Here is an 11,989-nt window from a genome sequence, read left to right as displayed (position 1 = left end):
AATCGGGAGCGGCGCCTGTCCAAGGACTACGAACGCAAGGAGGAATCCTCCGAAGCCTTCATCCATCTGGGCATGATACGACTCATGCTGCGCCGCCTTGCTTGATTGCTCCTGTTCAACACCCTCTCAGGAGATGGGCATCCGTTGTCAGGTTGCCGTTGCCCAGCAGGTGCGCTATCTCGTGCCGCGCCACGCCCGTCTGCAAGGCAAACTCGATGGCGATCTTGAGGACTCCCCGTTGGACCTCGATGGCGCCGGAGCGAACCTGCAAAATGGCTTTTTCAATATAAGCGGCCAGGTTGGTGCCGACCTCTACCCCGTAACCTTTTGATGCCAGGGTCGCGACCGCCTTGCTCTGGGCAAACGCCAAGGCCAGGGCGTTGGTGGCAGCAATGACGGTCACCTTCCGGCAGGCTTGATCCTGCAAAAGAATCGGCTTGCTGGGAGCGACGGCGAAGTCGTTGTTCATCCAGAACTGGATATTGCTGACATTCCGCAGATCGCCATGGCTGGAGGAGATGCCGGCGTTCGCGGCACAGGCACCGCCCCTGTCCCGAGCCAATCGCAGCAGCACGGACACGGGTTCAAGCTCTCGGATGAAAGGGACATCCACGGCAGCGTTGAGTATGTTGCCGCAGGCCTCGCAGAGAATCTCGGCACCGATCAACTTGCCGCCCAGGGCATTCTGGATGATGTGTTCGTCGTGCTTTTGGACCGCATCCCCATCAAACGGCTTGTTGCACAGATAGCAGTGTTGCATGGATTCGTCACGCCACCCGTGTGGCGGAGCGATGCAGGCGGCTGGTATTGACTAGCCCGACGGCGCGGGCGCGCAACTGGCTGCCGCCACCGTCCACATCATGGCTCGGGAAGGTGTCAGGCAACTCGTACGGCCCTCTCTGCCTGCGTAGCGTCGGCGCCCGTGCTCCTCCTCTCGGGCCTTCTCTTATCAATGTCGCCCCAACTCCCTGTCCCAGGCCCACAATTGCCCGCTCACCGCGTATTTATAGGCGCTGGAGAAATCCTCGAACTTCTTCGGGGGAAGCGCGCGGAGGCGCTCGCGCAGGAAGTCCGGATCGCTGAGCACGTCGCGGTGCTTCAAATCGGTGTCCATCTCCACCACGACAGGAATCACCCGGAGCACGGCCTCCTCGCACTCCTGGCGGGTGGCGCGAGCCATACGCTCCACCGCCAGGGCCAGGTGCTCGCGGACCGAGGCCGGGCCTCCGGGGCACCAGGCCTCCAGGGTCTTGCGGTAGATATCCTCCAGGAGCTCGTCCAGCGTGTACTTCTGCTCGGGCGACCAGAACGCGTAGCGAGAGCCCTGGAGCACGTCCCAGAAGCGGAGCAACGAGGCGAGCCGGTTCGCCATGCGCACAGCGCTCCGCGGCGGGGGTGGGGACACGGCATGGTAGAGGACCCCCCACGGGGTGCCCAGGCAGAAGGACTCGAATGCATTTTCCGTACGTTGACGCTCCTCCTCTGGGACGCATTCGTCCAAGCTGGAGAAGACGCTGAGAAACATGTGCACCCGCCAGCGCGGGCGGGCCCAGTCAAACCCCTCGGCCCCCGAGTGCATCACCAGCACCTCGCCGGGCTGCACCTGGCGCATCTGTCGGGGCTGGGAAAAGGCACCGGTCTCGAGGTACTCCCGGGCCCACCTGCGGCCCTCGGCTCTCACCTTGCGGCGGATGGCGGCGGTGGTGTCGTAGAGCCACGCTGGAAACTCGAGCACCGGGGCTGGGTCCGGGGTCATAGTCTTTCGCCCTACCACAGCGGTCCATCGCGCCTCAAGCGCCAGGCACTTCGCTCGCTCCCGAGGGCGGCGGACGCCTCCCGCCCGCTCAGCGGCAGTCCACAGGCAGGTAGACCTGGCCCTGGAAGCCCTTGGGCCGTTCGCCCCCTTCATACGCAGCCCTGCTCAGCGACAACTACACCTCCCCATCAACGACAACTACACCTCCCCATCTTGAGTGACGGCAGCCGTCGGTAGAAACCCGGTGACTTCCGAGGTTCGGATGGGCGGGTGAGGACGACGGATGCCCAGGTGAGGAAGCTGATGGAAGAGATGGCGAAGCACGGTCGCCTGGGGCTGGCGTCGGCCCGGGCGGGGATGGACCGCAAGACGGCACGCAAGTACGTGAAGGAGGGGAAGTTCCCCTCGGAGCTCAAGCAGGAGCGCACCTGGAGGACGAGGGAGGATCCGTTCGAGGAGCAGTGGGACAGCCTGGCCGAGCGGCTGAGGGAATCGCCGGAGTTGGAGGCCAAGACGCTCTTCGAGGAGCTGCGTGCTCGCGATGGCCGGAATACGCATCGTCCTCTCCGCCTGTGAGACGGGTCGCGGGGACGTCAAGCTCGGCCAGGGCGTCTATGGCTTGCGCCGCGCCCTCATCTCCGCCGGTGCCGAGACGGTGGTGAGCAGCCTGTGGAAGGTGAATGACGACACCACCCGTCAGCTCATGCAGGGCTACTACCGCCACCTGCTGGCCGGTGAGCGCCGTGTCTCGGCCCTACGCGCCGCCATGCTGGAGTTGCGACAGGCCCACCCCCACCCCTACGCCTGGGCTCCCTTCATCGCCCTGGGTCGGCATGCTCCTCTTCGCTCTCTCGCCCCACTCCCCAAGTGACCATCAGGCTTCCCGCTGGGGCCGCAGCGGCCGAGTGCGGGGCATGGGGCGCGACGTCCTCATCGGCGTGCGCGTCTGTGCGCCCTCCGCCCCTCGGCCAGCAGGTACACGAATTCGTGCCGTGAAGTGCCCATGCCTGGTGGCGGGCCGTCAGGAGTGCCTAGCGGCCCGCCACGAAAGACCCAGCTGGAGCGAGGCTATCGAGCATTCATGTCGATGACGTACTTGTAGTATTGCGTGCATCCGGTGCAGACATCGAACTTGTCCGTCAGGTTGCTGACAGGAATACGTTCGTCGGTGTTTGGGTGGACGATGCGCAAGGAACCATCACCCAGCTGATTGATCTCCATCATCCATACATACATCTTGTTATCGAAAAAGCGCGTGACCAGGAAGGTGCCGTAATGAGCGGAGCCGCTATGGAAGATGGGAACGTTCGTTCCATCCCCTGAGAACCCGGTGAGCCCGAACAGTTCATGCCGGTGTCCGGCAAAGACCGCGATGACAGGGAAATCCCGGAGGATGGCGAGGACCTCCGCGTTGTCCTGGACCTGCGCCCAGTCGTGCCAGTTCAAGATGATCTTCTTCCCACGGGCAGCCGCGTTCTGCAGATCGGTGCGCAGCCACGCGATGGCCGACGTGATGTAGAAGTAGTCGGTCCTCCACTCACTGAAGTTAAAGCCGCTCCATGATCTCGTATAGGTGGGGTAATTGTTGAGCTGTACGAAGTGGACGTCTCCGATCTCCCACGAGTACCCCAGACTGCCTGCGTGGTCCCCGCCATTCTCGCCGTAGTCAAAACTCACAGGGTTGAGGGTCCCCACCTGCGCCTTGTGGTACGAGACCATCGAGTTCGCACAATGGTTAAAGCTGCAATCATCGACGTTGTTGGCGTAGTCGTGATTGCCCAGTCCCAAATAGACGTTGGCCTTCAATCCATGTTCGTAGTTAGCGACGTAATCACCCAGATCAGCGTCCTGGTCGCCGAACTCGGTCAGATCTCCATTGACGATCACTCCCCCGAAGGCCGCGTCGCCAAGGACATTCTTGACGTTGTTGATGGTGTCCCGCATGCGCCCGTTGTACAGGCGGCTCAGGCTTTCAGCGCTCCAATTGGGGTAGGCGTTGCGCTCATCGGAACACTTTGTGCTGCTGCTGGAGTCCTTGCAGTAGGTCCACGCGAACTGTGGGTCTGAAACCATGGCCATGGCGAAACCATTTTCCGCGAAGGAGTCCCAGGACAAAGCAGATGTAATGTCATTGTAGAGCGGACCGACGTACGGGACATCCGCATAGTAGGTCCTGGCCACGCCACTCCCATCGGCATGCTCGAAAGCCCTGACCATCATTCCCTTGGGCACACGGAACGATGAGATCTTGTCATTCCAGCTCGAGTGAGAGGGGAAGGGACCCCCAGAGCAGAACTGATACGCGATGCCGCCGTAGTTCGCGTGCTCGTACCCCACGAAACACCAGCCGAGGGAGCCACCTGTCGTGGAGAGAGTGAATCGGCCGCTTTGGTCGGTGGAGTAGGTCGCGGCCACGATATAGTAAGTGCCTGCGCTGAGCGTGACAGTCAGCCGGCTGTTGAATCCGTCGCCGCTGTCGTCATCTCTGTACAGCACCACGGAGTTGCTGTTCAGGAGATACAGATAGGTGTCGACGGAAGACATCAGATCAATGGTGACGGTCTGCGTACTTGGCAGGGTGAATTTGAACTTCGGGTTCGCTCCGTTCTGGCTTTGTCCGGCGGATTTCGTCCAGCCACTGTTCATCATCGTCGTCTGCGCATGGGCCAGACTGGCGGATGCCAGGATGAGAACAACCATCACCCTGGCCAGCAGGTTCATGATGTGGCGGGCTGCCGTCGCTTCCTTCCGCGAGCGGCACGTCATTGGCTGCCTGATATTGGGGGGAGCGTGGGGGGGGACGAGCGGATTGTGCATGGTCGTTTCCTATGGGGCCTGGCTTGGAGAGGTAAGGCTTTACCGAGGAGGCCAGTCTTTGGCTCCTTGGTATGCAGCAAGTTGCCACCGGCGGGAGGAGGGATGCCGTGAGGTGCTTCACAGCGACCAAGTGAACTGCCGCACAGAGGTGGTGGGCTTGCCCGGTTACGTGTCTCTCGGTAAGCGCTCGGCGGACCACACCTTCCGAGTGAGGGAGGAGCCGTTCAGCGTCACGTTCCAGGAGGAGTAGACATGGAACGCAAAACGGAAAGAGTGGACGCAACGCTGGCGAGGGCCGCGGCAAGCAACTACTGGACGGAGGCCGAGGCACAGGCGGTGCTCGAGGCCTGTGAGGCGAGCGGGTTGTCGGTGGCGGAGTTCGCCCGCCGCCATGGGCTGGGTGCACAACGGCTGAGGTGGTGGAAGAAGCGGCGAGCCGAGGAGACGGGTCCATCGCTCTCGTTCGTCCCGGTGCACGTCGCGGCACCGGCGTCGCCAGAAGCGCAGCGGCCGGCAGGCACAGCCAGCATGGAGGTGGTACTGACCAGAGGTCGACGTATCCGGGTGGAGCCCGGCTTCGACGCGCAGGCGCTGGCGAGGCTGGTGAGGGCGTTGGAGGAAGCATGCTGACACTGCCCTCCTCGGTGCGTATCCACCTGGCGAGCCGGCCGGTGGACATGCGCAAGCCCTTCGATGGGCTCTCCTTGCTGGCGCGGTAGGTACTGCGAGAGGACCCCTTGAGTGGACACCTCTTCGTCTTCTTCAACCGTACGCGCGACATGGTGAAGGTGCTGTGGTGGCACTCCGGAGGCTTCTGCCTCTTCTGCAAGCGCCTGGAGAAGGGCAGCTTCCGCCTGCCGCGTCCGCTGCCCGAGGACGGCTCCGCCCTCACCCTGGAGGCCGTGGAGATCACGCTGCTGTTGGAGGGGATTGATTTGAAGGCCAGCGTGCGTCGGCCGCGCTGGCAGCCCCCACCTGAGAAGTCAACTGCGTGAGAATACCTCTTGCGTCATGGGGCCGAGCCATGGCTCATGTCCGGTGGCATGAGCGGTGCGGCCCCAGGCAAGAAGACGACGGACATGCACGGCGTGGTGGCGCTGCTGCGCACGCTGCTGGCCGAAGGCCAGGACGAGCAGGCCATTGAGCTGGTGGTGGGCCTGCTCTCGCGGTTGGTGGAAAAGAACACCGAGTTGGAGTTGCGCCTGCGCAAGGCGATGCGCCAGCGCTTTGGCCGTACCAGCGAGAAGCTCTCGGCCGAACAGCTGTCGCTGTTCCTGACGCAGCTGGGCCAGGAGGACGCCGGGCCCAGGAAGCGACGGAGCCTGGTGCCGGGGAGGCTCGCGTCGCAGCAGGCACTGCGCCGCCGTCCGAGCCACCGCGCGAGGAAGCCCCCAGGAAGAAGCGCAAGGGGCACGGGCGTCGCCCGCTGCCCTCCACCCTGCCGCGCGAGCAGCGCGTCCACCAGCCGCCGCCCGAGGCGCTGCGGTGCGAGGCGTGTGGGCGAGACAAGACGCGCTGTGGCGAGGAGAAGAGCGAGACATTGGAGTGGGTGCCCGGCCACTTCAAGGTGATTGAGGAGGTGCGGCCCAAATACGCCTGCCGGCCGTGTGGCGAAGGGCTGGTAATAGCCCCTGCCGCCGACAGGGTGATTGAGGGCGGATTGCCCGGGCCGGGCCTGGTGGCGCACGTGCTGGTGTCCAAGTACAAGGACCACCTGCCGCTGCACCGGCTGAGTGGAATTTATGCGCGCCATGGCGTGCAGCTGCGTACCTCGACGCTCTCGGATTGGGTGGCCGCGGGCGCCGACACCCTCCAGCCGCTGGCCCTGGAGGTAGCCCGGCGGGCGCTGGCCTCGCACGTGCTGCAGAGCGACGACACGCACCTGAAGGTGCTCGGCAGGGAGCACCTCAACGGCCTCAAGCGCGGGCACATGTGGGTGTACCTGGGGGACAGCACCTGGGCAGCCTTCGTCTACACGCCGGACTGGAAGCAGGAGGGGCCGCTGTCCTTCCTGGAGGGACGCGAGGGCTGGCTGCTGGTGGACGGGTACAAGGGCTATGACAAACTCTTCACTCGCTAGGGTGCCACCGCGGTGGAGGTGGGGTGCTGGAGCCATGCCCGGCGCTACTTCGTGGAGGCATTGGAAGCCGGGGACACACGAGCGGCGCTGCCGCTCTCGCTCATCGGCCAGCTCTTCGAGGTGGAGCGCCAGGCCAGCCAGCAGAAGGTGGAGCAAGCCGAGCGGCTGCGCAGGCGCGACACGCTCTCACGCGCTGTCACGGAGCAACTGGGGCGCTGGGTAGCCGAAACCTACAACCGGGAGCCGCCCAAGAGTCCGTTGGCCCAGGCGTGTCGCTACACAATCAATCAGTGGCAGGCGCTGATGCGCTTCATGGAGGATGCGCGCCTGCCGCTGCACAACAACGCCTCGGAACTGCGGCTGCGGGAAATTGCCGTCGGCAGGAAGAACTACCTGTTCGCCGGCAGCGACGCGGGCGCCGAGCGCGCCGCATGCGTGTACACGCTGGTGGCCACGTGCGTGCTGGCCGGAGTCGAGCCGTGGGCGTACCTGGCCGATGTGCTGGAGAAGCTCGCCCGGGGTTGGCCGCAGCGCCGGCTCGAGGAACTGCTGCCGCCCATGTGGAAGGCCGCGCGTGAGGCCTCCGCGCAGACTCCCTCCACCTCACCCGCGCCGACCTGAGCGCCGCTGCCCCCCCCAGCAGAGCTGGGCGGCGCGCTCGTTACCACATCTACGTCGCCATGCTGGACCGCTCCGCCGAGCGGATACGTCTCTCGAGCAGTTTGCGTGAATCCTGGGTGCACGCGGACAAGCTGCCCGAAAGGGGGATAGAGTACTCCTGGTGACTCCCTACGGCTTGAAGCGAGAAGGCTGGTGGATGCTGCTGGTGGTGCTGTGCTGTGCCACGAGCGCGGCGGCCAGCGAGGCCAGCGCGGATGCGCGGTTGGATGAGGCGCGGACGGCGTTTGAGGAGGCGGCCAGGCTCGAGAAGGAGGGCAAGTACGCAGAGGCCATTACGAAGGGAGAACAAGCCCTGGCGCTCAGGGAGGCGGTGCTGGGCAGCACCCACCTGGAGGTGGCTGCTTGCCTCAACCAGGTGGGCAACCTCCATCGCAAGCAGGGGAACCATGGCCGCTCAGAGCCGTTGCTTCAGCGCGCGCTGGCCCTTCGGCAAGAGGCCCTGGGGGAGCAGCATCCCCTTGTCGCCGAGTCGCTCCGCAACCTCTCCACCCTCTACTGGGTCCAGAAGTTGTATGACCGGGCAGAGCCGTACTGTCAGCGGGCGCTGGCCATTCGAGAGGCCACGCTTGGTAAGCACCACCCCGACGTCGCCGACTCGCTCAACAACCTCGCAAACATCTACAGCGACCAGGGACTGTATGCCCAGGCCGAGCCGCTCCATCTGCGCGCGCTGGCCATTTGGGAGGCGGCCCTTGGCAAGAACCATCCCCAGGTCGCCTACTCACTCAACAACCTCGGGGTGATCTACAAGGCCCAGGGATTGTATGCCCAGGCCGAGCAGTTCCATCAGCGCGCGTTGGCCATTCGGGAGGCAGCCCTCGGCAAGAACCATCCCCACGTTGCCGACTCGCTCAACAACCTCGGGGCGATCTACAAGGACCAGGGGTTGTATGCCCAGGCCGAGCAGTTCCATCAGCGCGCGTTAGCCATTCGGGAGGCGACCCTCGGCAAGAACCATCCCAGCGTTGCCTACTCGCTCAGCAACCTCGGGCTGATCTACAAGGACCAGGGGTTGTATGCCCAGGCCGAGCCGTTCCAGCAGCGCGCGTTGGCCATTCGGGAGGCGACCCTCGGCAAGAACCATCCCAGCGTTGCCGACTCGCTCAGCAGCCTCGGAGCAATCTACGGGTACCAAGGGTTGTACGGTCAGGCCGAACCGCTCTATCAGCGCGCGCTCGCCATCAAGGAAGCGGCCCTCGGCAAGCAGCACCCGGATGTCGCCGCCGCGCTCAACAGCCTCGCCAACCTCTACTTGAACCAGGGCTTGTACAGCCGGGCCGAGCCTCTGTTCGAGCGCGCGCTCTCCATTTGGGAAGCGGCCCTCGGCAAGCAGCACCCGGATGTCGCCGTCGCGCTCAACAGCCTCGCCAACCTCTACTTGAACCAGGGCTTGTACAGCCGGGCCGAGCCTCTGTTCGAGCGCGCGCTCTCCATTTGGGAAGCGGCCCTCGGCAAGCAGCACCCGAATGTCGCCGCCACGCTCAACAACCTCGCCAACCTCTACTTGAACCAGGGCTTGTACAGCCGGGCCGAGCCTCTGTTCGAGCGCGCGCTCTCCATTTGGGAAGCGGCCCTCGGCAAGCAGCACCCGAATGTCGCCGCCACGCTCAACAACCTCGCCGACCTCTACAGGGAGCAGGGTTTGTACAGCCGAGCCGAGCCTCTGTTTGAGCGCGCTCTCTCCATTTGGGAAGCGGCCCTCGGCAAGCAGCACCCGAATGTCGCCTCCGCGCTCAACAACCTCGCCGACCTCTACAGGGAGCAGGGTTTGTACAGCCGAGCCGAGCCTCTGTTTGAGCGCGCTCTCTCCATTCGAGAGGCAGCCCTCGGCAAGCAACACGCTGACGTCGCGGCATCGCTCAAAGGTCTCGCCCGACTCCGCCTCATCCAGAAGCAACGTGCCCAGGCCCTCCCTCTCCTCACGCGCGCCTTCAGCATCTCCGAGCAGCGCCTGCGCCGGGAGGCACTCGACTTCTCCGAGTCGCGCCTGGCGAGCTTCCTTCAACTTCTCCGCTCCGAGGAGGACGTCCTCTACTCCCTGCTACGCGCCCACCCGGGCGATGCCCGCCTTCGGCGGCTGGCCCTCTCCTCCGTACTGCTGCGCAAGGGCCGCTCCGTCGAGGAAGTAGCCAATACCTCCCGCACCATCTACCTCGGCCTCGGTGAGGAGGACCGGAGCACCTTCGAGCGGCTGCGGGGCCTGCGTGCCCAACTCGCCACGCTGTCGCACCAGGGCCCCGACTCCCTCTCCCCCGCTGACTACCAGCAGCGCCTCCAGTCCCTGGCCGCGCAGGGTGATGCCCTGGAAACCCAGCTCGCCAGGCACTCCGCCCCCCTGCGCGCCCTCACCGCACTCCCTGGCCCCGACCAAATCGTCGAGCGCGTCGCCGCCGCCCTCCCCAGGGACAGCGCCCTCGTCGAGTTCGTCGCCTACAAAGACAGCCCGGCGGTGCCCAGGCCGGGTACGCCCCAGTCCCAACTCCCCAGCGAGCTGCGCTACCTGGCACTCGTGCTGCTGCCCAACGCCACCATCCGCACCGTGGACCTCGGGCCCGCGGCCGCCATCGACCAGGCCGCCTCCACCTTCCGAGATGCACTGGCCAGCAGCGATGCGGCCTGGCAGAGCCCCGCCCAGGCCTTGTACTCCCTGGCCTTCCGCCCCCTGCGGCCGCTGCTCGGCAACGTCCGCCATCTCTTCCTCTCCCCGGACGGCCAGCTCAACCTCGTCCCCTTCGCCGCCCTCCACAACGGCAAGGGCCCGCTTGTGGACTCCTTCCACTTCACCTACCTCACCTCGGGCAAGGATTTGCTGCCGCGTCCCCAGGACATTGCCCCCTCCCGCTCCCTCGTCGTCCTCGCCGACCCGGACTTTGGCGCCTCTCCCTCCACGGCCCCCGTCGCACAGCAGCAGCAACCCGCGTTGGCCCTGCGCTCCGCCTCGACCGAGCGTTTCTTCTCCAGCCTCCGGGCCGACCTCGCCGAGCGCACCTGGGTGCCCCTGCCCGGCACTCGCCAGGAGGCCGAGGCCATTCAGCAACTGCTGCCCCAGGCGCAACTCTTCCTGGGAGTGGAGGCCTCCAAGCAGCGGTTGCTGACACTGCCGACGCCCGGCGTGCTGCATCTCGCCACCCACGGCTTCTTCCTCGAGGATTCCGCCTCGGCCTCGCCCGAGGCCTCTCGCGCCGTCGTCCACTCCGGCGGCCTCTCGGGGGATTCCTCCACCCAGCACCTGCCCGACCCGCTGTTGCGCTCCGGCCTCATCCTCTCCGGGGCTTCCGCCCAGCAGCCCCACTCCCCCGACAGCTCCCTCGTCACCGCCCTGGAGTTGGCCGGCCTGGACCTGTGGGGAACCGAGCTGGTCGTCCTCTCCGCCTGCGAGACGGGTCGCGGGGACGTCAAACTCGGCCAGGGCGTCTATGGCCTGCGTCGGGCCCTCATCTCCGCGGGCGCCGAGACGGTGGTGAGCAGCCTGTGGAAGGTGAATGACGACACCACCCGTCAGCTCATGCAGGGCTACTACCGCCACCTGCTGGCCGGTGAGCCCCGTGTCTCGGCCCTACGCGCCGCCATGCTGGAGTTGCGACAGGCCCACCCCCACCCCTACGCCTGGGCTCCCTTCATCGCCCTGGGGCGCGATGCTCCTCTTCGCTCTCTCGCTCCGGTCTCGAAGGATCAGTCCGGCTTGTAGCTGACGAGCCCGAGCGGGTGTTGAACCGGAGCGGGCGCCCGGTCGGGCTACGGGAACGTCACGCCGTCGAAGAACTCGCCCCTGCCGCCCCCCTCCTGGCACCACAGCTTCAGGGTGAAGGTGCCGCGTGCCTGCTCCTCCGTCGCCTCCAGTTCCAGCACGACGCGGAGCCCCTTCCCCGGTGGGATGGGCTCCAGCGGCCACACGCCGAGCGCCTTCAACTCCAACCCCTGGGGGCCCACCAGCACCGCACCAATGGGCGTCCAGGGCGTGGTCCCGTCGTTCCACAACTCCTGCTCCATGGCCAACCGCACCACCATGCGCCCGGTATCGGAGCGGTAGGTGCGTGCCAACCTGCTGGTGAGCGTGTTGCCAGGGTGTGCGGTGACATTCTTGGAGATGTCCCTATCGTCAACGCCGCCCTTCCCCATGAGTTTCTGGGCGAGGAGGGCCGTGAGCCCCACCTTCCCATTGGACTCCGCCTCCAGGCGCGCCTTCTCCTGTCGGCACTGCTGAAGCTCCTCCAGCGCGAGTTGCTCGCCCTCCTGACAGGAGGCCAGCGAGCGAGGCTGGCGCGTCACCTCCACCAGTCGCGTGGCCTCGGAGGGGTGCACCACCAGCGAGAAGGTGACCTCGCCGGGGCCGCGCCGTCCTGGAGTGACGCGTGTCCGACTCACACGAGGGCCATGGAACCTCCACAGGGGTGCTCACGGGGGCTCCCCCAAGCGGGAGCGGAGGAGGCGAGCGTGGCGCCCCAGGCAGCGGCCAGCAAGGAGCCGATAAAGGAGAAGACGCCGCGAGTAGACTTTCGCCGAGTTGCTCAGGAGGACGTTCGACTTGGACGTATTGAAGACGCAAACAGCAAAAGCCCCATCCGCTTCTCGCTCCATCGCCGGGTCTTCAGGCTGCCCAGGCGCCCGTCGGCTTCGCGCGTAGCCGCCCAGCCAGGCGGCTCATGTCCTCAGCA

At 65.6% G+C, this 11,989-nt stretch carries 10 protein-coding genes and 2 pseudogenes; 8 read left to right on the top strand and 4 right to left on the bottom strand.

What is annotated here, in order from left to right:
* Window positions 1–115 precede the first annotated feature (115 nt).
* The gene (locus NR810_RS51660) at window positions 116–760 is read right to left on the bottom strand and encodes an HNH endonuclease (RefSeq protein ID WP_257463560.1); all 645 of its coding nucleotides are present in this window, start codon (window positions 758–760) and stop codon (window positions 116–118) included.
* A gap of 189 nt (window positions 761–949) precedes the next feature.
* Window positions 950–1,756: a hypothetical protein gene (locus tag NR810_RS51655; protein WP_257463559.1), complete on the bottom strand. Its 807-nt coding sequence runs from the start codon at window positions 1,754–1,756 to the stop codon at window positions 950–952.
* Between the two features lie 270 nt (window positions 1,757–2,026).
* Here NR810_RS51655 and NR810_RS51650 point away from each other — a divergent pair, with 270 nt between their 5' ends.
* Window positions 2,027–2,332 carry a hypothetical protein gene (locus NR810_RS51650; protein WP_407653912.1) on the top strand — a complete coding sequence of 102 codons (306 nt, stop codon included), beginning with the start codon at window positions 2,027–2,029 and terminating at the stop codon, window positions 2,330–2,332.
* Window positions 2,313–2,627: pseudogene (locus tag NR810_RS51645) on the top strand (CHAT domain-containing protein); the annotation flags it as partial. The gene NR810_RS51650 and the pseudogene NR810_RS51645, both read left to right, overlap by 20 nt.
* Before the next feature lie 197 nt (window positions 2,628–2,824).
* Here the strand turns inward: NR810_RS51645 and NR810_RS51640 are convergent.
* A complete protein-coding gene (locus tag NR810_RS51640) occupies window positions 2,825–4,573 on the bottom strand; it encodes a pre-peptidase C-terminal domain-containing protein (protein WP_257463557.1) in 1,749 nt (582 codons plus the stop codon).
* A gap of 252 nt (window positions 4,574–4,825) precedes the next feature.
* Here NR810_RS51640 and tnpA point away from each other — a divergent pair, with 252 nt between their 5' ends.
* From tnpA to NR810_RS51610, 6 genes and pseudogenes are all read left to right on the top strand, one after another.
* The gene (gene tnpA / locus NR810_RS51635; RefSeq protein ID WP_257463556.1) at window positions 4,826–5,203 is read left to right on the top strand and encodes an IS66-like element accessory protein TnpA; all 378 of its coding nucleotides are present in this window, start codon (window positions 4,826–4,828) and stop codon (window positions 5,201–5,203) included.
* 92 nt (window positions 5,204–5,295) lie between these two features.
* Entirely contained in the window at window positions 5,296–5,568 is a 273-nt protein-coding gene (gene tnpB / locus NR810_RS51630; RefSeq protein WP_257463563.1) for an IS66 family insertion sequence element accessory protein TnpB, read from the top strand.
* 36 nt (window positions 5,569–5,604) lie between these two features.
* On the top strand, window positions 5,605–6,144 hold the full coding sequence (locus NR810_RS51625; RefSeq protein ID WP_306819237.1) for a transposase: 540 nt from the start codon (window positions 5,605–5,607) through the stop codon (window positions 6,142–6,144).
* Window positions 6,030–7,064, top strand: a pseudogene (tnpC, locus tag NR810_RS51620) (IS66 family transposase); the annotation flags it as partial. The gene NR810_RS51625 and the pseudogene tnpC, both read left to right, overlap by 115 nt.
* A gap of 24 nt (window positions 7,065–7,088) precedes the next feature.
* On the top strand, window positions 7,089–7,274 hold the full coding sequence (locus NR810_RS51615; RefSeq protein WP_257463561.1) for a transposase domain-containing protein: 186 nt from the start codon (window positions 7,089–7,091) through the stop codon (window positions 7,272–7,274).
* Window positions 7,275–7,470: 196 nt separating this feature from the next.
* A complete protein-coding gene (locus NR810_RS51610; RefSeq protein ID WP_306819240.1) occupies window positions 7,471–11,022 on the top strand; it encodes a CHAT domain-containing tetratricopeptide repeat protein in 3,552 nt (1,183 codons plus the stop codon).
* A 47-nt stretch (window positions 11,023–11,069) separates the two neighbouring features.
* Here the strand turns inward: NR810_RS51610 and NR810_RS51605 are convergent, their stop codons facing one another.
* Window positions 11,070–11,699 (bottom strand): DUF2381 family protein, encoded by a 630-nt coding sequence (locus tag NR810_RS51605; protein ID WP_257463554.1) that lies wholly within the window; start codon window positions 11,697–11,699, stop codon window positions 11,070–11,072.
* Window positions 11,700–11,989 lie beyond the last annotated feature (290 nt).

Origin of the sequence: Archangium lipolyticum, assembly GCF_024623785.1 — a bacterium.
GTDB lineage: Bacteria > Myxococcota > Myxococcia > Myxococcales > Myxococcaceae > Archangium > Archangium lipolyticum.
Note: the sequence above shows the minus strand (reverse complement) of the source record. Positions and strands in the feature narration are given on the sequence as shown.

What these genes read in the sequence shown, in the direction of transcription:
- NR810_RS51660 (WP_257463560.1), bottom strand. Translation starts at nt 760, where the DNA reads ATGCAACACTGCTATCTGTGCAACAAGCCGTTTGATGGGGATGCGGTC.
- NR810_RS51655 (WP_257463559.1), bottom strand. Translation starts at nt 1,756, where the DNA reads ATGACCCCGGACCCAGCCCCGGTGCTCGAGTTTCCAGCGTGGCTCTAC.
- NR810_RS51640 (WP_257463557.1), bottom strand. Translation starts at nt 4,573, where the DNA reads ATGCACAATCCGCTCGTCCCCCCCCACGCTCCCCCCAATATCAGGCAG.
- tnpA (WP_257463556.1), top strand. Translation starts at nt 4,826, where the DNA reads ATGGAACGCAAAACGGAAAGAGTGGACGCAACGCTGGCGAGGGCCGCG.
- NR810_RS51625 (WP_306819237.1), top strand. Translation starts at nt 5,605, where the DNA reads ATGTCCGGTGGCATGAGCGGTGCGGCCCCAGGCAAGAAGACGACGGAC.
- NR810_RS51610 (WP_306819240.1), top strand. Translation starts at nt 7,471, where the DNA reads ATGCTGCTGGTGGTGCTGTGCTGTGCCACGAGCGCGGCGGCCAGCGAG.